At 33.4% G+C, this 20,073-nt stretch carries 18 protein-coding genes; 3 read left to right on the forward strand and 15 right to left on the reverse strand.

The genetic code is table 11. The features are described 5' to 3' along the window. Window position 1: 1 nt before the first annotated feature. The 14 genes from N4A45_11530 to N4A45_11595 form a co-directional block, all read right to left on the reverse strand. A complete protein-coding gene (locus tag N4A45_11530) occupies window positions 2–1,237 on the reverse strand; it encodes an alanine racemase (protein MCT4665853.1) in 1,236 nt (411 codons plus the stop codon). Continuing rightward, window positions 1,227–1,874 (reverse strand): sugar transferase, encoded by a 648-nt coding sequence (locus tag N4A45_11535; protein MCT4665854.1) that lies wholly within the window; start codon window positions 1,872–1,874, stop codon window positions 1,227–1,229. The genes N4A45_11530 and N4A45_11535 overlap by 11 nt, the downstream gene beginning before the upstream one ends. Before the next feature lie 2 nt (window positions 1,875–1,876). Further along, window positions 1,877–3,121 (reverse strand): glycosyltransferase family 4 protein, encoded by a 1,245-nt coding sequence (locus tag N4A45_11540; GenBank protein MCT4665855.1) that lies wholly within the window; start codon window positions 3,119–3,121, stop codon window positions 1,877–1,879. Window positions 3,122–3,128: 7 nt separating this feature from the next. Continuing rightward, the gene (locus tag N4A45_11545) at window positions 3,129–4,253 is read right to left on the reverse strand and encodes a glycosyltransferase (GenBank protein ID MCT4665856.1); all 1,125 of its coding nucleotides are present in this window, start codon (window positions 4,251–4,253) and stop codon (window positions 3,129–3,131) included. Then, on the reverse strand, window positions 4,246–5,025 hold the full coding sequence (locus tag N4A45_11550) for an AglZ/HisF2 family acetamidino modification protein (GenBank protein ID MCT4665857.1): 780 nt from the start codon (window positions 5,023–5,025) through the stop codon (window positions 4,246–4,248). The genes N4A45_11545 and N4A45_11550 overlap by 8 nt, the downstream gene beginning before the upstream one ends. 3 nt (window positions 5,026–5,028) lie before the next feature. Continuing rightward, window positions 5,029–5,661 carry an imidazole glycerol phosphate synthase subunit HisH gene (gene hisH, locus N4A45_11555; GenBank protein ID MCT4665858.1) on the reverse strand — a complete coding sequence of 211 codons (633 nt, stop codon included), beginning with the start codon at window positions 5,659–5,661 and terminating at the stop codon, window positions 5,029–5,031. Between the two features lie 4 nt (window positions 5,662–5,665). Continuing rightward, window positions 5,666–6,796 carry an N-acetyl sugar amidotransferase gene (locus tag N4A45_11560; GenBank protein ID MCT4665859.1) on the reverse strand — a complete coding sequence of 377 codons (1,131 nt, stop codon included), beginning with the start codon at window positions 6,794–6,796 and terminating at the stop codon, window positions 5,666–5,668. A gap of 2 nt (window positions 6,797–6,798) precedes the next feature. Continuing rightward, a complete protein-coding gene (locus tag N4A45_11565) occupies window positions 6,799–7,881 on the reverse strand; it encodes an oligosaccharide repeat unit polymerase (protein MCT4665860.1) in 1,083 nt (360 codons plus the stop codon). A gap of 173 nt (window positions 7,882–8,054) precedes the next feature. Further along, window positions 8,055–9,308, reverse strand: coding sequence for an oligosaccharide flippase family protein (locus N4A45_11570; GenBank protein MCT4665861.1), 1,254 nt, complete (start codon window positions 9,306–9,308; stop codon window positions 8,055–8,057). Window positions 9,309–9,369: 61 nt separating this feature from the next. After that, window positions 9,370–10,308, reverse strand: a complete 939-nt coding sequence (locus tag N4A45_11575) for a Gfo/Idh/MocA family oxidoreductase (protein MCT4665862.1) — start codon at window positions 10,306–10,308, stop codon at window positions 9,370–9,372. 2 nt (window positions 10,309–10,310) lie between these two features. After that, window positions 10,311–11,408, reverse strand: coding sequence for a DegT/DnrJ/EryC1/StrS family aminotransferase (locus N4A45_11580; protein MCT4665863.1), 1,098 nt, complete (start codon window positions 11,406–11,408; stop codon window positions 10,311–10,313). Between the two features lie 4 nt (window positions 11,409–11,412). Continuing rightward, complete coding sequence (locus N4A45_11585; GenBank protein ID MCT4665864.1) at window positions 11,413–11,988, reverse strand: acetyltransferase; 576 nt, start codon at window positions 11,986–11,988, stop codon at window positions 11,413–11,415. Between the two features lie 94 nt (window positions 11,989–12,082). Continuing rightward, complete coding sequence (locus N4A45_11590; protein ID MCT4665865.1) at window positions 12,083–13,405, reverse strand: UDP-glucose/GDP-mannose dehydrogenase family protein; 1,323 nt, start codon at window positions 13,403–13,405, stop codon at window positions 12,083–12,085. A 6-nt stretch (window positions 13,406–13,411) separates the two neighbouring features. Then, entirely contained in the window at window positions 13,412–14,701 is a 1,290-nt protein-coding gene (locus tag N4A45_11595; protein MCT4665866.1) for a nucleotide sugar dehydrogenase, read from the reverse strand. A gap of 230 nt (window positions 14,702–14,931) precedes the next feature. On the opposite strand from N4A45_11595, the gene N4A45_11600 reads away from it, so the two are divergent. The 3 genes from N4A45_11600 (at window position 14,932) to N4A45_11610 (ending at window position 19,083) form a co-directional block, all read left to right on the forward strand. Continuing rightward, window positions 14,932–16,017, forward strand: coding sequence for a cytochrome-c peroxidase (locus tag N4A45_11600; protein MCT4665867.1), 1,086 nt, complete (start codon window positions 14,932–14,934; stop codon window positions 16,015–16,017). Window positions 16,018–16,219: 202 nt separating this feature from the next. Next, on the forward strand, window positions 16,220–17,038 hold the full coding sequence (locus N4A45_11605; protein ID MCT4665868.1) for an alpha/beta hydrolase: 819 nt from the start codon (window positions 16,220–16,222) through the stop codon (window positions 17,036–17,038). Window positions 17,039–17,049: 11 nt separating this feature from the next. Further along, a complete protein-coding gene (locus N4A45_11610; protein MCT4665869.1) occupies window positions 17,050–19,083 on the forward strand; it encodes a hypothetical protein in 2,034 nt (677 codons plus the stop codon). On the opposite strand, the gene gap is transcribed toward N4A45_11610, so the two are convergent. Beyond that, a complete protein-coding gene (gene gap, locus N4A45_11615; protein MCT4665870.1) occupies window positions 19,078–20,070 on the reverse strand; it encodes a type I glyceraldehyde-3-phosphate dehydrogenase in 993 nt (330 codons plus the stop codon). The genes N4A45_11610 and gap overlap by 6 nt on opposite strands. Window positions 20,071–20,073: the final 3 nt, after the last annotated feature.

A 20,073-nucleotide genomic window follows, 5' to 3' on the forward strand; every position in this document is an offset into this window, starting at 1 on the left:
TTTAAAAATTGAATGTCGTAAAAATATCTTCCATAGTCTCCTTCCTTTTGATTTCTGAGTAACCATGTTCATTTATGTCTATAATTGAAACATTAGGAAGGATAAACGGAGGCTTGAAAACTACTGAGTAAGAGCCTACATTTGAGAAAGCCAAATAATCTCCAATGGTCATTGGTCCGCTATATCCTCTAAAAAGGTAATCAGATTCTATACAGGTGTATCCAGAAATATTTAGGTTTTCAAATGATGGAGTATCAGAATCATCAGATAAAACTTTCATTGGCATATTAACGGTTGAGCTAATAACTCCAATATTAAATCTACTTCCAGAAGTCATGGCAATATCCTGTCCTCTCACTTGTTTGATATCAATAACCTTTGCAACAAATTGCATGGTATTAGCAACTAAAGCACTTCCTGGCTCTAAAAACAGTTTGGGTTTTTTATCGTCTTCAATATGAGTAAAGTGTTCGCCAATTCTTGTGGCAATTTCCTTAGCATATTCTTGATAGCTTGGTACATTAGCATTGAATTGTTTTTTAAGATCTTCATGCATTTTTCCAAAATACCCACCACCTATATCGATAAACTCTGGAGGATTTGTTGGGAACACCTTTTGAACTAGGTCTAACATACTTTCAACTCTTGGGATATAGGAGGCTAAATCTCTGTTTGGGAAATGACAGTGTAAACCTTTAAGTTTAATGTTTTGATGATTTTTTAATTCTTCAAATATTTGAAAAAATTTAGCTTGAGTAATATCAAAACCAAAACGAGAAATTAGATCACTATTAATTTCAAAATTACAACGAAGACCTATATTGAGAGTGCTTTTAGGTTGTTCTTGAGCAATCATAAAGAGGTTTTCAAGCTCTTTATAGGAATCAATATTTACTAAACTTCCAGAAAGAAGGAATTTTTCTAAGGCTTCTTTATTTTTATAAGGTCCATTTACGATAATACGATTTTTTTGTACGCCTACCTTGAGGGCTAAATCGTATTCCATTTCAGAGACAACTTCAGCATATCCGCCTCTTTGATCTACAATTTTGCAAATTTTGGGGGTATAATTCGTTTTATAGGAGTAACCAATATGGGTATTTGGATAATATTTCCTGAATGCTCCTAAGAAATCATCATAATTTTTTTTAAAAACATCGGAATGGAACAAATAGAAGGAATCCCCAAATTTTTGTTCTAATTCCTTGGCAAGTTGAAAATCGAAATTATTGGTCATTTTTTAATCTTTTTCTGTCTTTTTCAGCATTTTCAGCGGTTTCGTATCCGCCGTCGTTTTTAATTACTTTAATAATGGTAATTAAAATAATTTTGATATCTAAAAGAACTCCCCACTTGTAGAAGTCTTCTATATATTCATTATCAAAGATAATCTTTTCATCCCAAGAAATCTCATTTCTACCATTAACTTGGGCATATCCTGTAACACCTGGTTTTACACGAAATCGAGCTTTTAAGTCTCCTGTAAAATCCTTATAATCTCCAAGTTCATAATTGACAGGTGGTCTAGGTCCTACAAATGACATATCGCCTTTTAGAATATTGAATAGTTGAGGAATTTCATCTAAACTGGTATTTCTGATAAAATTCCCCACTTTTGTTACCCTTGGGTCATTTTCAAAGTTAAAAAGCCCTGTACCTTTTTTTTCAGCTCCCACTACCATAGAGCGAAATTTATAGATATAGTATTCTTTTCCGTTTCTCCCTATTCTGAGTTGTTTAAAGATAATAGGACCTTTGGAATCAACCTTTACGGCAATGGCTACCAAAATAAGTACTGGTAGGAAAACAATGATACCAAAAATGGAACAGATGATATCAAAAACCCTTTTGGAAAAGTCATATAATTTTTTCATATTTAGCCTTTATAGTTTTTTGCAATTTTTTCTAGGTATTGAATCATTTCTCCATAGACTTTTTCTGCGGAAAACTGCTTTTTAAAAAGGGAATAAGCATTTTTAGACATTTCTTGTTGTAAATCAAAATTGTTGTACAATCTAGAGACGTATTCAGTGAGCTTTTCACTAGAATTGTCGTAAACGAATCCACAGTTATTTTGATTAAATAAAGAGCCTGAAACTCCGCCTATACTTGTCAGAATAGGTAGCTTTCCTGCTAAATACTCAATGTTTTTATTGGTTAAATTATGCAGGAAATTATTTTTTTCAACGTAGCAAGAAAGTCCAATTTTAGCATTTTCCATGAGTAGAATAATTTCTTCCTCTGTTAACCAACCAGGGAAAATAATATTATCGATGTTTTTAGTTCTTTCCTCAAGATTTTCTAAGTTGTCTCCTTTTCCGCAAAGAACAAATTGTAGGTCCAAAGCTGTTAACTTTTTAGCAGCTTCGATAACAGGTTCAAAATCAAATTGTGCACCAATAGTTCCGAAAAAACAAACAATGAACTGATTAAAATGGATTCCTCTTTTTTTAAGTGCATCCTTTATTTGGATTTTCTTTTCGTTTCCAATGTTTTTTTGAGGGTATCCAAAAGCAAATGCTTGATCAAATTCTTTTTGTTTCCTCCCCGATTTTTTAACTCCAAATTTCACAAATTCATCCGTGACACCTGATATGGCAAAAGTGTTTTTAAATATTTTTTTTGCTTTTTGTTGAAGTGGATAAAAGGCAAGTTTGGAAATTTTTGTAAGTGCATTTGGGAGAACTTCCTCAAAAATATCGGGCCACATATCACGAACATCTATAACAACGGGAACTTGGTTGTTTTGTCCATATTTTACTGCTTGATGAGCAAGGTCTAAAGTTGGATACGCACAGAGAATGACATCAGGTTTTTCTTTATTTTGAGAAATTTTGGTAAATTTTCCTCCTACCTGAACATGATTAATAATCCTTTTGACAGAAATATTCTTGTTGTACCCAGTTTTGGGATGTAGGAATATCATATTTACTCCCCATTCATTCTGTATTTCAGTATCTTGATTAAATAAATACTTTTTGTGCTGATGATCATAAGCTGTAGTCCACCAAGTAACTTGATGATTAGCTTGTACCAACATTTTTGAGAGAATACCAATTCTGTGAGGTCTTTCTCCAAATTGTTCTAAGGGCTCTCCAGACATGATTAACCAGATATTCATGTTATGACTATTTAGATTGTAAGGTTTGGTAAATATTTACTAGTTTTTTCTCTTCTTGAGTCCAGTTATATTTGTTTTTTACAGCTTGTTGCCCTCTTTTACCCATTTCTCGAGCAATTTCATCATTTTCAATTAAGTAGTTTATTGCTTCGGCAATGGCATTTGAATTGTAAGGATCAACAGCTAACCCACAGTTGTTTTCTTCAACAACAATTTGCTTCCAAAGTGGAATATCTGAAGTAATAACAGGTATTCCACTAGCCATATATTCAAACATTTTAACCGGTAAAGCATCTAAATAGTTAATGATAGGGTGTAGAGTTACTAGGCCAGCTTTTGAATTTTTAAAAACGACATTTATTTGTTCTCTATTCAAAAAGCCTAACTCATTCACATTTTGCCAGCCTTTATAACCTTTTACTTCAAGATGAACATCTTTTTGATCAGCAATGAACTTACCACCGAGGTTTAATTTTGTATTTGGTGTGTATTCCATCGCTTTAACGATTTCTCTAATTCCACGAATAACCTCAATGGCACCTACATAACAAACTTCATTTTTTTTGTGTTCCCATGGTGTAGAGTTGGTTAGTTCTTTAATAATGGGAAAGTTGTTGATATCTAGGCTGTTTGTGTTTATTTTTTGAAATTTATTTTTAATATAGGGTGTGGCAGTAATCACAAAATCTAACTTAGAACAAACACGATTTTCGTAGAGCGATAAGCTCTTCGCTATAAGGGTTCTTACTGGTTTGTTGAGGTAAGGTTTGTATAAAAACTGTTTAGGAACATCTTCATGAGAGTCAAATATTACCTTTTTCCCTTTCTTTTTTAGTTTAAGGGCATACGGAAGTAGCTCTGGATCATGAATATGATAAATTTCACAATCGAGCTCAAGTGCTTTTTTGTAAACTGCTTTTGTTGTTTTAAAAATTCTATTTACTCTTCCTTCTAGTTTTCCTACATCCACAAAAGAAACTCCTTCTTTTACTTCATCACCTAGACCATCAGCGACTATTAAGCTCACATCAAATCCATTTTTTGCTAGTGATTGACATTCTTTGATGAAAATTCTTGTGTCATATCTTGGGTGTACGGAGGTCAAATGGCATACTTTTGTCTTCTTATCCATGTGAATGAGCAATTTTGTTTAGTTTGTTAATTTCCATTCGTGATGGATAATTGATTAAAACCCCATTGAGTTGTCCTTTATAAACAAAAAGACTCCCACAGGAAACGGCTTTTATAGTAGTTTGGCGAAAAAGTTCTTCGATATGCTCGATCTTTCCAACTCCTCCGGATGCTATAAGAGGTAAATTTGTAGATGATGCCATTTTATTTAAAAAATCGATATCCATACTATTCATCATACCTTCATGATCTATGGATTGAATAACAATTTCTCCAGCACCATGGTCTTCGGCCATTTTGAGCGCTTCTTCTGGGCTCATGTTTATTTTTTCTTTCCCGTTCTTGATATAGACTTTTCTTCTCCCAAGCAAGTCTTTTTTATAATCAATGGTAACCAAAACACTTTGTGACCCAAAAGTATCAGCAGCATCGGTTATAAGTTGTTTGTTGTTGAAAAAATTTGTACTCAATGATATTTTTTCTACACCAGAATAAAAGATTCGTTTCATTTGGTCTACAGAGCTGACACCGCCAGCATAACAAAGCGGCATAAAGCATTCACTGGCAACATCCTCAATCAAATCGAAATTTGGTGGACGATTATCTCGAGAGGCATCAATATCTACCAAAATAAGCTCATCAACTTCTTTTTCATTAAAGATTTTAATGGCATTTATTGGGTCACCAATATAATTGGGCTTTTTGAATTTTTTGGTTTTATAAAGTCCGCCCTTGTGTACTAACAAAGTGGGAATTAATCTAATTTCAACCATGGTCTATAGTTCGCAGTAATTTTTTAATAATTGAAACCCGTATTTATGACTCTTTTCAGGATGAAATTGAACACCAAATACATTTTCTTTGTGAATTGACGAATCAAAAGTGATTCCATATTTTGTTTTTGCCAAAGAGTTTTGTCTATTTTTTACATGTACATAAAAGGAGTGAACATAATAGTATCTGAAATCAGTTTGAATATCTTTAAAAAGTGGATTACTACCTTCCACTTCTCCAAAAGTATTCCACCCCATGTGAGGAATTCTTAGGTTTTTGTCTTGCATTTCTTTACTTGGGAATTTTAGCACCTCTGCATCAATCCAGCCCAAGCCGGGTAAAGAGCCTTCGTCACTTCTATTGGTAAGCATTTGCATTCCAAGACAAATTCCTAAGATCGGTTTTTTATTTTCTAAAACTTGGTATTCCAATTCTTTAAAAAAATCTTGATTTTTGAGATTGCTAATCCCTTTATCAAAAGCACCTACACCAGCAAGAATAAACCTAGTGGCTGTTTTGATATCTTCTATTTCTTTTGATATTATGGCTTGATAACCAATTTTTTTTATCATATTCCGAATAGAATTCATATTTCCTATTCCAATATCTAGAATGACTATTTTGTTGGACTCCATGAATTTAGTATTTCGAAAGATTTAATTTGAATGTTTTGGAAATAAAATTTTGCAACTTTTTTAAACGTTGGTATCTACTTTGAAAATTCTTAAAATCTGAATAATTATGTTTAGGCATATTCATGATTTCTTCAAATTCAGCCTTGGAAACACCTAATTTTTTCGCAATGTATTCTTTGTCTTCTTCAAGCTCTTTTGGGTTGTATAACTCATTGTTCATTTCTTTTAGAGCATCTTCTCTCGTCAATTGACCAGAGAGAATTAAACTTGAAAGATGAGGTTTTCGTTTATCGTATCCATAGTACTCCACTAACCAATGATTTTGGAAAAATTTCGTAAAAATAGATTCACCATGTTTACGTGCATATTTTTTATATCCAATTTTTTCTTCCAGTTCTTTAAGTGCTTCTTCTTTATCATAAGGCATAAAGTTTAGCGGCCTTAAAACTTTCATCTTTTTGATAAAAGGGTAGTAGAAATAAAGTTTAAAGAAACTTATTGTTTTGTACTTTTTAAGTTTTAATGTTCCAAATCTTTTATGAATATCTTTTAGATTAATAGCATCCATTGCAGACCAATGCCAAGCACTTGGGAATACGCATTCTGTGGCTAAATTTCCACCACTCATAATGTATTGCACATTGTGTTTTATGGCAAAGTGATAAAGCGAGGCAAAAAAAGCATGATCTTGTGGGACATCTTGATTCGCTATTCCTGATTTTAAATAGGCAAGTTGGAGATCTTTCATTTCTTCCCAATCTATCACGATAGTGTGTAAATCCCAGCCACAATAATCTACAATTCGCTCAATGTTTTGAACAGCTAGCTCACTGTTCCAGCCTCCATCAACATGTACTACTAATGGACGTAGTCCATATTCTTTTATTTTTAATGCCAAATAGGAGCTATCAATTCCTCCACTAAGACCAAGAATACAGTCATAGCTTTTGGAAGCTTTAAGTGCTTTGATTTCGTTAAACTGCTTTTCCAGTTTCTGTTCTCCTTCTTTATTAGGATACCAATCTTTTTTTTGTACATTTTCAAATAATTGACAATGGCTACAAATTCCTTCACTATTAAAAGAAATAGCGGGGTCTGTGGTATCCATTAGGCATTTTTTACAAGTTTGAGACATATTTAAATGGGTTTAGCCTTTTTGAAGTTGGTAAATATTGTAAGGGCAAATATAAATCCAATGCCCGAACTTAACAATACTGTAGTGTAAAATTGTTCTAATAAAAGAACACCAAATATGGTTGATAAGAATATTAGTTCAGGTGTTTTAAAACGAATATAAAGTTTATCTATATAGAAGAAATATAGACTGATTAAAAATATAGATATAATATATCCAACAATTCCGTTTTTGAGAAGTGCATAAATAAATGTATTTGAGTTAGCATTCATTTTAGAATCTGGAAAGTACTTTTCACCTATATAAAATGCAATATCTCTTGAATCTTTAATATCTACACCAAAAAGTAATTCTAAGTAGTCACTAGAAGTAAATGTATCATAATAAAACATTTGTAATTGACTTCCTCCAGCAAAAAGTCTGCGAATAATTAGCTGATTGATAAAATGATTGTCAAAAATTAAATATTCTAAAAAGCTGAACACAAATATTCCAAGAATAAGGATACTAAAATAAAACGGCATTTTTATAATCTTTTTATTTACAACCCAAAAGGCAAGGAGATAAAAGAAAATCATTTGAAAAAAAGTGTGTTTATACCCAAATACCCAGTAGGAAAAAACAACAATAATGAAACCTAATAATAATAAATACTTTTGCTTTCGAACGTAACCAACAAAAATCAGTAGAGGCATTATTCCGTTAATCATAATATTCGTGAAATAACTAACTAACGAACCTGCTGTGAAAACACTTCTGGCTTCAAGACGTCTTGCATAGATGTCTGTAAATGAAAAGCTACCGAATGATGCAGATAAAAGTGTGCCAATAGTCAAAGTAAATAAAGAAAACAGAATTAAATATTTGTATGTTTGACTTAGCTTGAAGTAAGTTTTATTGAAAATACGTAAAGGAAAATGTTTAATAGATTTAATAGATAGAATTGGCAATATTAAGATAAATGAAAGCTGAAGAGATTCTATTGAATTAAAAAGTAGTGTGTCAAACATCGAATTAAAAATCGTATGAGATAAAAAGACGATGAATAGATAAAGTGTTATAAAGATATCTGAGGGATATTTCATTTTTTGCGGAACCAAAAATACAATAAGCAACAGGTTTATGATTCGATACATTATAGTGACGTTCATTTCATCATAACCCTCGTTGGCATTTAGTTCTATAAGTGTATCTGCAATATAATAATCACTAATTAGAAGTATGATTATGAGTGCTAGGAAAATTTTTATCTTAAACATCATGCCTTAGAAAATTTATAAGCAAGAGAAAATTCGAAGATATATTTGATAATATAGACAGAAATATAGCCAACGACAATATGTGTATAGGATAGATTATTTTGATGAATAAAATAGAAAACAGTGTATAGTGAAATACAAAGTACGATTTGTATGATAAGATCATATTTCTGTTTTTCGGCAAAAATAATGGTGGAACTGATAGGGGATGTTGCAATTTGAAAAATAAACATCAAAGAAAGTAATTGAACCATTTCTCCTGCAATCACCCATTCTTTACCAAAGAAGAAACTAAAAATAAATGGCGAAAAAAAGAATAGTATCAAGATAGGTATAATACTGAACAATAAAAGTTTTTTAGAGGTTTGAACCAAAAGATCTCTACAGCTACCAGTTTCTAACAACATTTTAGATGCTTTTTCTCTATAAACATCTCCAAAGGCTACTGTAATTACACCAATGGGAGCGGCAATAATTTTGAAAGCCGCAGAAAATTGACCTGAAATATCCAAAGAATAATAGGCTGTTAAGAAAAAAACGGGAGCAAAAACAGAGAGTTTTTCGACTACTCCAGCAAATGCCTGAAATTTTGGGAAATCAATATATCTTGAAGCAACAGCCTTTAGGGAATAAGGGTTTACTTTAAAGTTAGATAATTTAACATACTTTGATGCCCAAATAATTAATGCAGAGAATCCAATGATTTCAGCAAGAGCTAATCCAAAAAGCCAGTCGGTTAAATAACCAATTATAAATGAAAAAAGCACAAAAGAAATTGCTCGAAAGAAACGAGCCATAGAAATTGCCTTGTAGTGTTGGTAGTAATTTAAATATAATCTAAATATGCTTTCATAAGCTAAGATAATCCCTCCAAATGGTACCAAGAATAGAATTCCTTTTGAATAGCCGTAGGATTCGGCAAACCAATCACCAAAAACGATTATCAAAATAAAGGTTATTAGGAAAGAAAAGGCTGACAAAATAAAAGACAATTTAAAAATGTCTTGTCTTTTTTCTTCTTCTTTCTCTACAAAAAAGGCATATTCATACTTGAAGGAGTAGATTACTCCTAAAATATTAGCAATTCCTAAAAACGAATTATAAAACCCAAATTGCTCAGGAGAAAAGACTCTGAGCAAAATTGGAGAAAATATCAGTAAAACTAGTTGAGAAATTACGGTTCCTATGGAAAGCGTTAATGCATTCCTAATATAACTAGAATTTTGTATTGTTTCTTTTATTTTTTGTATCATTTCTCAATGAGTTTAACTGATATTTTTTATTCAGTATTGAATACTATGAATCTGTTGGTTCTTATTTCAATAATTCGTGATATTCACCTTTAAGTCCAATTGGTGTTGTGTTTCGAATATCATGAACAATTTGAATGGCAGTTCTGGCTGCGTCAAGACCATAGCCTTTTCCATCAAGAATATCTTTATAAACCATTGTGTGAAGATCTGTAAACCCCCCACTAAATTCGAGTTCTTCTCCATCTATAGTGATGGATCTGAAAGTGGTTTGATTCTTTGCTTTTACCTCATTGGGGAGATAATCTGCGTTTACAGAAAGAAACCAACGAACACGTGCGTTGGCAAATTCTAAATATCCAGCCGCTCGATCTTCTTCGTGAATATGAACAATGTTTTCTTGGATATCTCCAAAAATCCATGAAAGCATATCATAAAAATGTACTCCAATATTGGTCGCAATTCCTCCAGATTTACTATGGTCACCTTTCCAAGAAGTAAAATACCAGTTTCCTCTTGAAGTTAAGTAAGTTAAGTCAACTTCAAATTTGCTATCTTTTTTGGTGTTTCTTACCTTTTCTTTTAAAGCGATAATAGAAGGGTGTACTCTAAGTTGAAGAATATTATAGACTTTTTTTCCTGTATTTTCTTCTACTTTTTGTAACTTATCGATATTCCAAGGGTTGAGCACTAGTGGTTTCTCACAGATTGCATCAGCTCCGCTACGAAGAGCAAAACGAATGTGTGCATCGTGTAAGTAATTAGGAGAACAGATGCTTACATAGTCTAAGAATTGACTTTTTTCGTATTTCAGTTTTTCAATATGTCTATCAAAACGCTCGAATTCTACAAAAAAATCAGCTTTAGGGAAATGAGAATCAATAATTCCTACGCTATCGTTTTTATCATAAGCAGCCAAGAGATTGTTTCCTGTGTCTTTAATAGCTCTCATGTGTCTTGGAGCAATATATCCTGCAGCTCCAATTAAGGCGAAGTTTTTCATATTTATTTAGCAAGTTTTAAAACAGTAGAAGTAATATATTCTATTTCTGCTTGTGTTAGATATGGGTTCATGGGAAGACTCACAATTTCTTGTGAAATTTTTTCTGAGATTGGGAAATCACCAGTTTGATAATTTAGGTACTGAAAGCACTCTTGCTGATGAAGTGGTCGAGGATAATGAACGGCTGTTGGAATCCCAGCTTCTTTCATTGCTGCTTGAAATTCCTCTCTGTTTTTGACTCTTATTGAATATTGAGCCCAAACACTGCTATTGTGTTCTTCAACGAATGGAGTAGGTACGTGGCTTTTTAAAAGTTCAGTATAAGCTTTTGCAACTCTTTGACGGTTTGCAATATCGCTATCATAATACTTCATTTTCACATTGAGAACTGCTGCTTGCAAATTATCCAAGCGACCTCCCATTCCGATATATTTGTGGTAGTAGCGTGTTGTTTGTCCATGGATTCTCATGCTGATGATCTTCTCGGCTAATTCATCATCATTGGTGAATAATGCTCCTCCATCTCCAAAACAACCAAGAGGTTTTGCTGGGAAAAAAGAAGTACAGCCGATGGTAGAGGCATTACAGCTTTTCTTTCCTTTATAGGTTGCTCCAAAACTTTGTGCTGCGTCTTCAATAACGATGAGATTATGATCTACCGCAATCTTATTGATCACATCCATATCAGCCATTTGTCCGTATAGAGAAACGGGCATGATTGCTTTGGTTTTGTTCGTGATTTTCTCTTCTATAAGTTCTGGGTTGATATTATAAGTTTTTTCATCAATATCAACAAAGACAGGTATCGCACCTAAAAAAGCAATAGTTTCTGCAGTGGCAATAAAAGTGAATGGAGTGGTGATTATTTCATCTCCAGGTTTTATCCCTGCTGCCATCATCGCTAGCAATAGAGCATCAGTACCAGAAGAGCAACTAATTGCGTGTTTACTTCCTGTAAATTTTGCAAGTTTTTCTTCTAGAATGGTTACCTCCTTTCCCATGATAAATTGGGAGTTGGAAACTACATTTTGAATGGCTGTATCAAATTCTTCTTTGTGTTCTTGATAAGCAATATTTAGGTTTGCAAAGTCTATTTTCATCGTTTTATTTTATTCTTGTTACAGTTTGATCCTTCAGTTGGTATTGTTGACCGCTTTCTGGGCAAATTGCCTGCTGGTTGTCATCAAATTCTAAGCGATGTCCGTATTCGCTTACCCATCCTATGTGTTTTGCAGGGTTTCCAACCACTAGGGCATAGGGTGGAATATTTTTGGTAACCACTGCTCCTGCACCTATTAATGCAAATCTCCCAATAGTGTTTCCGCAGATAATAGTTGCATTTGCCCCAATTGAAGCTCCTTTTTCTACAAGAGTAGTTGCATAATTACCTCTTCTGTTTACAGCACTTCTTGGGTTTATGATATTGGTAAAAACCATTGAAGGACCTAAAAAAACATCGTCTTCACAGATAACTCCAGAATATACCGAAACATTGTTTTGAATTTTAACATTTCGTCCAAGCTTTACGTCTGGCGAAACGACAACATTTTGCCCGATATTACATTTTTCACCAATATCACAATTGGGCATTATATGAGAAAAATGCCATATTTTGGTATCTTTCCCTATCGTACAGCCTTCGTCTATTACGGCTGTTTCGTGAGCAAAATAGTTTTTCATATAGTAACAAAATTAGTTTAACAAATATCTTTTTAAAAGATATTTTTTGTTAAGTGAAAAAAGAAAGTAATGAGAATTGAAAAACAAAAAAAATCTATTTTCCAATTCTGATATATTCAATCTCTTTTTCATGAAGTCTTTGTGCAAGGTATTGATTTCTTCCGTCAAAAATAATGGCATGATTTAAACATTTCTTGATTCGATCGAAATCGGGTGAACGGAATTCTTTCCACTCGGTAAGTAAGATCATTGCATCACATTTTTCCAATGCATCGTATTTGTCTTGACAATAGCTGATGTTTTGAATGCCTTTTAAATAGTGATTTTGAGCTTCTTCCATCGCTTTTGGGTCATAAGCTCGAATTTTCGCACCTCTGCTTACCAGTTCTTTTACGGTATATATAGCTGGAGCTTCTCTCATATCATCCGTTCCAGGTTTAAATGCCAGCCCCCATAATCCAAAAGTTTTACCACTTAAATCATCTCCAAACTTTTCAATGATTTTTTGAGCGATAACCATTTTTTGACGGTTGTTTACAGCTTCAACAGATGAAATAAGCTCTGGTGAATAGTGGTGTTGATCTGCAATCCTGATTAATGCTTTTACATCTTTTGGAAAACAAGATCCTCCATATCCACACCCAGGATATATAAAACTATATCCAATTCTACTATCCGAGCCTATCCCTATCCTTACCTGATTTACGTCTGCTCCAACACGCTCGCAGATATTGGCAATCTCATTCATAAACGAAATTTTTGTTGCTAACATCGCATTTGCAGCATATTTTGTCATTTCAGCAGATCGTATATCCATTTCGATAAAACGATCATGGGTTCTAAAGAAAGGACTGTACAGTTCTTTCATTTTTCCAAAAGCAAAATCTGAGTCGGCACCTATCACCACTCTGTCAGGTTTCATAAAGTCGTTTATGGCATCTCCTTCTTTTAGAAATTCAGGATTGGATACCATCCAAAACTGGTGATGGGCATTTCGAGCAGTTAATTCTTTTTGAATGGTGTTTTTCACCAAGTCTGCTGTTCCTACAGGAACGGTGGATTTATCTACAATGATTAAATCACGATTCATGGTTTTTCCGATAGATTCGGCAACACTCAAAACGTATTGTAAATCAGCCGAACCATCTTCTCCAGTAGGGGTTCCCACTGCAATAAAAACGATTTCTGCGTCGTTAAGAGCTTCAGAAAGCTTCGTTGTGAAGTGAAGATTTTGGTTTTCAAAATTTTTAAGAACTAAGGACTTTAGCCCTGGTTCATAAATGGGAATAATTCCATTTTTTAAGCCATTAATTTTATCTTCGGATATATCCATGCAGGTAACTGTGTTTCCCATTTCGGCAAAACATGTTCCTGAAACTAAACCTACATACCCTGAACCTACAACTACTACTCTCATGCTTTATTACAATCGTTTGTCAATCATTTTTTTATCTAGAACTCCTTTTACATCATACAGTACTCCTGAATCTGATTTAAGGAATTTGTGTAAATCAATTTCTTGGAATTCTTGGTGAGAAACGGCATGAATGACTACATCATAATCATTAGTGTTTGGTTTTTCAGTTAAGTCAATTCCGTATTCGTGTTTTACTTCTTCGTTGTTTGCCCAAGGGTCATAAACGTCTACATTTATTTGGTAGTCTCTTAGTTCTTGATAAACATCAATCACACGAGTGTTTCTAATGTCTGGACAGTTTTCTTTGAAGGTGATTCCTAGAAGTAAGGCTTTAGAGCCTTTTACTTTAAGGTCTTTTTCAAGCATGAGTTTTACAATTTCTGAAGAAACATAAGCGCCCATACTATCATTCAACCTTCTTCCTGCAAGAATAATTTCAGGATGATATCCCACTTCTTGAGCTTTTTGAGCTAAGTAGAATGGATCAACACCAATACAATGTCCACCAACAAGACCGGGTTTGAATTTTAGGAAATTCCATTTGGTTCCAGCAGCCTCTAAAACATCATGCGTGTCAATGTCTAATTTATTAAAAATTTTAGCCAATTCATTAACAAAGGCAATATTGATATCTCTTTGAGAGTTTTCAATAACTTTTGCTGCCTCGGCTACTTTAATGGTAGGGGCTAAATGTGTTCCTGCGGTAATTACTGAACGATAAAGTTGATCAACTTTTTGACCTATTTCTGGGGTTGAGCCCGATGTTACTTTTAATATTTTTGTAACTGTGTGTTCTTTGTCTCCAGGATTTATTCTCTCGGGTGAGTATCCCGCAAAAAAATCTTGATTGAACACCATACCACTATGTTTTTCCAAAATAGGCACGCATTCATCTTCTGTTACTCCTGGGTAAACCGTAGATTCATAGATCACAATATCTCCTTTGGAAAGTACTTTTCCTATCATTTCCGAAGCCTTTATTAAAGGAGTAAGAATAGGACGATTATTTTTGTCAACGGGAGTAGGTACTGTTACGATATAGTAATTGCAGTGAGAAATATCTTCAACCTGATGAGATAAATATAATCCATTTGAGTTACTTTTATCTTTTGTTAATACAGACTGTAAGTTTTTCGAATCAACTTCCAATGTTGAATCTACTCCTGTATTGAGTTCAGAGACGCGTTCTTGGTTAATATCAAACCCTACTACTTGGTACAATTTTGCAAATTCTACAGCAAGTGGTAACCCTACATAACCCAATCCTATGATGGCAATAGTTGGCTTTTCGTTCATTTTATCAATTTAAATTCTTAATAAGAGTCAAAAGTAGCAAATTTTTACTGTTTTCGAGGGTTTTCGACTGCATATATTGTGCCATGGATTTGATTAAAAAGTCATGAAGAATATCATTTTGATGTTCTTGTGATCGTATTTTTTCTTTGATCATTTGTCTCAATTTTCGTTTTTGATTTAGGTCAAATTTGTTCGAGAGGTGTTTTTTTATATTTGATAAAAATTTCGTGATGCAAAAAACAATATTTTCACTGTTATTCTCTATATCTTTCCTCTTAATATCTTGTGAAAAAGATTCAGAGCCCATTAAGAATTCAAATGATAAAACTTCTTATATTCTTCAACTAGGGCACATACCAGCGCCGAAGCTTCCAGAGGACAATCCTCTAACAAAGGAAGGTGTTGCACTGGGGAGAAAACTGTTTTATGAAAAAGCACTGAGTTTAGATAATTCTATTTCTTGTGCTTCTTGTCATACGCAGGCATTTGCATTTAGCGATACCAATAAATTTTCTATTGGAGTTGGAGGATTAAAAGGAAAAAGACAAGCAATGGCGATTGTTAATTTGGCTTGGAATGACAATGATTTTTTTTGGGACGGAAGAGCTCATTTACTAAGAGATCAAGCATTAATGCCTATAGAAGATCCGCTTGAGATGCAAGAAACATTAGAAAGGGTTATTCAAAAATTAAAAGACAAACCAGAGTATTTAAAGGATTTTAAGAAAGCATTCGATTCAGAAGATATCACAGAGGAAAAGATTTCATTAGCACTTGAGCAGTTTATGTTTACATTGGTTTCTTACCAAAGTAAATATGATCAAGTACAAAACAAACAAGCTCAATTTACCCCATCTGAAGAAAGAGGTAGGAAGTTGTTCTTTAATCCAATAGATCATGATAAACCCAATGAGTCTGGAGCTTTTTGTGTAAAGTGTCATGGAGGTCCAAACTTTACCAACAACCAATATATGAATAATGGACTGGATGATATAAGTCAAATGACCGATGTTGGACGGTTTAAAGTAACGGATAATCAGTTTGATTTTGGGAGTTTTAGAGTTCCAACTTTAAGGAATATTGCCGTTACAGAACCTTATATGCACGACGGCCGTTTTCAAACTTTGGAAGAAGTAATTGATCACTATGATCATGGAGTCCAAAAATCTCCAAGTTTAGATTTAGGTTTGTTGTTTGTTCAAAATAGTGGAGGTTTAAAGCTTAGTGTTCAACAGAAAAAGGATTTAATTGCATTTCTTAATACATTGACTGATACACAGTTTCTGAAAGATAAAAAATTCTCAGATCCTTTTTAAGAGAGGAAGTTGGTTCATTATTTTTTTGAACGTTTTCAAGGATAAATACTAATTTAGAATTAATGTGATATTTAGTTTTGAGTAACCATTTAGGCTCTTTTGTTTCTGATGAAAGAGCCTAAATATGTTTGAGTTTTGAATTTTAAGAGAGAAGAGTATTCTTTAAAAGCTTCAAATTCTTATTTTTGAGAAAAATGTATCAATGAAACTCAAGAGTCAAATTCTTCCAGCTACTTTTCAGGGGCAAAAACCAATTTTATTTGATTTGTACCATGGCAATTCTCAGAATTTGGTAATTTTTTGCCATGGCTATAAGGGGTATAAAGACTGGGGAGCTTGGCACTTGGTCGCCGATTATTTTTATGAGCATGGAATAAGTTTCTTGAAATTCAATTTCTCTCACAATGGAGGAACTGTCAATCAGCCAATAGATTTTCCAGATTTAGACGCTTTTGCCGAGAATAATTATTCTATTGAAATGGAGGATTTGAGCAGAGTGATAGAGTATTCAAATGAAAATGGATATCAAAATATTCATTTGATTGGGCATAGTAGAGGAGGAGCGATCGTTCTTCAAGCGGCTTTGGAACAGAAAATCCAGTCGGTTACCACATGGAATGCCGTTCATAGTTTTGATAGATTTCCTAAAGGTGAAAAGTTTGAAAAATGGAAGAAAAATGGTGTATTCACTGTTCTTAATGGTAGAACGAAGCAAGAAATGCCTCATAATTTTCAATTTTTTGAAGATTATCAAAGGAATTTAAAAAGATTCTCTTTGCACAATAATTTATCTCTGTTACAATGTCCTTTGTTAATATGTCATGCTGAATTAGATCCTGCTGTTTCTGTTCAATCTGCATATAAAATTGAGCGTTTTGTGAATAATTCAATATTAGTGGAGAAATTTATTCTTTCAGGATCAGACCATGTTTTTGGATCTAAACATCCTTGGGAGCAATCTAGTTTACCTTCAGATTTGGAGATTATTTGTAGAAAAACTATTGAGTTTATTAATCAATAAAAAGAAATTAGATGTCAAGGTTCTTAGCAAAAAGAAAACATTTTTTAATCTTGACTTTGGGGATTTTGTTGATTATTTTTCCCTTAAGTTTTTTTCTCAATGTGCCCAAATGGGATAATATAGATTGTTTTTTGCCTTATCGATACTTTATTAGTGATTATGCATGGAATGGGCATTGGCCATGGTGGAATCCCTTTCAAAATTTGGGCTACCCAGGATATTCCGATTTACAATCTGGTGCATGGTATCCTATTGTGTGGATCTCATTACTGTTAGGAAAATACACGATAACAAGCTTGATGATAGAATTGGTTTTTCATTTCCTTTTAGCTGGTTGGGGAATGTTCTATTTGTCAAGACTGTTTTTTAATGATTCAAGAATTGGACTTTTACTTGGTTTATCCTATGGATTGTCAGGTTTTATGGTTGGTTCAACACAGCTGATGATCTTTTTAATCCCTACAGCTTGGTTACCTTGGATTTTATATTTTTTGTTTTCTTGGTTTAAGAATTTTAAAAATAAATACCTCATATTATCTGCATTAAGTATTTCCATGCATATTACGGGTTCCAGTCCTGCTTACACGATTGTGTTGATTTATATTCTTTTAGGGATTTTTATATATCAATTTTTGAAACAGTCTCAAAGAAAGATATTTGTTCTACGGAGTACTTGGTTATTGTTATTGGTTGCGGGATTGATTTTACCTTATATTACTTCTTTTTTAGATTTCGCACCCTACTTCAATCGTTTATCTCCTTTACAGAGTGATAGGTTGTTAGGACTCAATCCTTGGACTTTACCCTCCTATATTTCATTTATTCTTCCTTATGGAGTTTTAGCAGATTCCTCGCTTTTTTCTATCACAGATTTATCTTGTAGAAATAGCTATTTGGGATTGTTAAGTATCGGAGTTGCTATATTCTTTCTATTGAAGATGAAATTCCAAAAAAAACATTGGATACTCATCTCTCTTTTGGTTTTAAGCATGGTTTTGGCCGCAGGGAAAGAAACGCTATTTTATGATTGGATACTTCACCTTCCTGGTTTTGGTAGATTTAAGCACCCATCCATGTACAGAACGTATATTATTCTCTTATTACTTTTGTTAGCGGGTTTTGGGTATCAAGAAGTTTTAAAAAAGGAGCAAAATTATCAAGTAAGGAATGTCTTAATTGGTATAGGACTGCTGATTCTAGGGATTGTGATTTTTTCTTGGCAGACTACAAATGGGAGTAATCTAATAGAAGCATTTGGAGATTTATTTTCTTCAAAAGAAAGACCGAAGCAAACATTAGCAAGTCTTTTAATTGTGAATGGTGTTTTTTCCTTTATGGTAATTTGTATTGGTTTTGTTTTAATGAGCTCAAAACGAATAACCGTATTTACCGTATTAGTTGTCATCACTCTTTTAGATCTGGGTATTCATGCTCGAATGACATCTAAAACTACTATGGTATATTCTGGTGTTTCCTATGGAGAATCACAAAATTTTTTCAATGAATTACCTAATGAAATGAATCAAAGTGTAGCTCATGAAAATTTTAAAAAATTGGACGGGAAAAGTGGTCTAAAACATTGTTGTGGAATTTGGAGAAATGTGTCCACCTTTCATAAAACATTATCTTATCAAGGTCATAATCCAACAGCATTCTCTCGTTATGATAAAGCCACAAATAGTGATTTCAGCTTACAGTCTCATTTAGAACACCCTCTTTTTTATTCTCCAAATAAAGAATTGGTTCTCAATCATCCTAAAATCGGCTACAATAAATTTGAAATTTTTGTTAAAAACCCTTCAGAAAAGTCTCAAGTATTGATTCTTAATCAAAATTACCATCATCTTTGGGAAGTTAGGGCAAAAGAAGTAAAGCTCCAGCCTTTAGTTCATCAAGATTTGACAATAAGGGTAGATGTTCCTAGTAGTTTTATAGGTAAAATAAGTTTTGAATATGATTCAAAAAAGACAAAATTTGCTTTTATTCTCAGTTTGGCTTTGTATATTGGGTTGGCTTTTATTGTTATAAGAAATAGATTCCTATAATTTTTCTTGATCCAAATACTCTATCAAATCTTTTAATCTATGAGAATATCCCATTTCGTTGTCATACCATCCTACTACTTTTATCATTCGACCTATCACGGAAGTCAATAAACTATCAAAAACACAAGAGTAGGAATTCCCAATGATATCATTGGAAACCACGGGATCATCGATATAGCTCAGTATTCCTTTCCATTTTCCTTCTGAAGCTTTTTGGAAAGCCTGATTGATTTCATCAATAGAAATATCGTTTTTTACAACAAAACTAATATCTGTAAGCGAACCATCGGGAACAGGAACACGAATACCGCATCCTCCTAATTGTAAATGCGGAAAAAGATGACTTAAAGCCTTAGCCGCACCAGTGGTTGTGGGTACGATAGAAACGGCACCAGCTCTAGCTCTTCTAAAGTCTTTGTGAGGTCTGTCATGCAGTGCTTGATCTCCTGTATAGGAATGAACGGTAGTGATATAGGCTGATTCTATTTCTGCAATTTCATTCACAATTTCTATCAGTGGGGCAGCACTGTTTGTAGTACAGCTGGCATTAGAAATAATTTTATCAGATGGTTGAATGCCATCTTCATTCAGTCCCATGACAATCATAGGAATACGATTATCCTTTGGAGGTGCAGAAAGAATTACTTTTTTCGCTCCAGCTTCAAGGTGTTTATTTGCCAATTCTTGAGTCAGAAACTGACCAGTTGATTCCACTACGAGATCAATATTGAGTTCTTTCCAAGGGAGTTTTTCAGGGTTTCTTTCTTGAATAAAAAGAGATTTTTGTTTTCCTGCTACAAGGTAATCGTCTTCAATAGAAACCTCTGTAGGAAAACCTCTATGAACAGAATCATATTTCAATAAATGCGTCAAAACTTTGGGGTCTCCAAGGTCATTTATGGCAATTATTTCAATTTTTGGATGATTCACTAACACTCGAAAAAGGACTCTTCCGATTCTACCAAAACCATTAATTGCTATTCTCATAAA

The organism is Flavobacteriales bacterium (assembly GCA_025210805.1).
Taxonomy (GTDB): Bacteria; Bacteroidota; Bacteroidia; order Flavobacteriales; family CAJXXR01; genus JAOAQX01.

Bases quoted from the DNA above. Each gene is read 5' to 3' on its own strand.
- N4A45_11595 (MCT4665866.1), bottom strand. From the start codon at position 14,701: ATGAACGAAAAGCCAACTATTGCCATCATAGGATTGGGTTATGTAGGG.
- N4A45_11565 (MCT4665860.1), bottom strand. From the start codon at position 7,881: ATGAAATATCCCTCAGATATCTTTATAACACTTTATCTATTCATCGTC.
- N4A45_11605 (MCT4665868.1), top strand. From the start codon at position 16,220: ATGAAACTCAAGAGTCAAATTCTTCCAGCTACTTTTCAGGGGCAAAAA.
- N4A45_11535 (MCT4665854.1), bottom strand. From the start codon at position 1,874: ATGAAAAAATTATATGACTTTTCCAAAAGGGTTTTTGATATCATCTGT.
- N4A45_11550 (MCT4665857.1), bottom strand. From the start codon at position 5,025: ATGGTTGAAATTAGATTAATTCCCACTTTGTTAGTACACAAGGGCGGA.
- N4A45_11585 (MCT4665864.1), bottom strand. From the start codon at position 11,988: ATGAAAAACTATTTTGCTCACGAAACAGCCGTAATAGACGAAGGCTGT.
- gap (MCT4665870.1), bottom strand. From the start codon at position 20,070: ATGAGAATAGCAATTAATGGTTTTGGTAGAATCGGAAGAGTCCTTTTT.
- N4A45_11560 (MCT4665859.1), bottom strand. From the start codon at position 6,796: ATGTCTCAAACTTGTAAAAAATGCCTAATGGATACCACAGACCCCGCT.
- N4A45_11600 (MCT4665867.1), top strand. From the start codon at position 14,932: ATGCAAAAAACAATATTTTCACTGTTATTCTCTATATCTTTCCTCTTA.
- N4A45_11610 (MCT4665869.1), top strand. From the start codon at position 17,050: ATGTCAAGGTTCTTAGCAAAAAGAAAACATTTTTTAATCTTGACTTTG.
- N4A45_11575 (MCT4665862.1), bottom strand. From the start codon at position 10,308: ATGAAAAACTTCGCCTTAATTGGAGCTGCAGGATATATTGCTCCAAGA.
- N4A45_11545 (MCT4665856.1), bottom strand. From the start codon at position 4,253: ATGGATAAGAAGACAAAAGTATGCCATTTGACCTCCGTACACCCAAGA.
- N4A45_11580 (MCT4665863.1), bottom strand. From the start codon at position 11,408: ATGAAAATAGACTTTGCAAACCTAAATATTGCTTATCAAGAACACAAA.
- hisH (MCT4665858.1), bottom strand. From the start codon at position 5,661: ATGGAGTCCAACAAAATAGTCATTCTAGATATTGGAATAGGAAATATG.
- N4A45_11540 (MCT4665855.1), bottom strand. From the start codon at position 3,121: ATGAATATCTGGTTAATCATGTCTGGAGAGCCCTTAGAACAATTTGGA.
- N4A45_11570 (MCT4665861.1), bottom strand. From the start codon at position 9,308: ATGATACAAAAAATAAAAGAAACAATACAAAATTCTAGTTATATTAGG.
- N4A45_11590 (MCT4665865.1), bottom strand. From the start codon at position 13,405: ATGAGAGTAGTAGTTGTAGGTTCAGGGTATGTAGGTTTAGTTTCAGGA.
- N4A45_11530 (MCT4665853.1), bottom strand. From the start codon at position 1,237: ATGACCAATAATTTCGATTTTCAACTTGCCAAGGAATTAGAACAAAAA.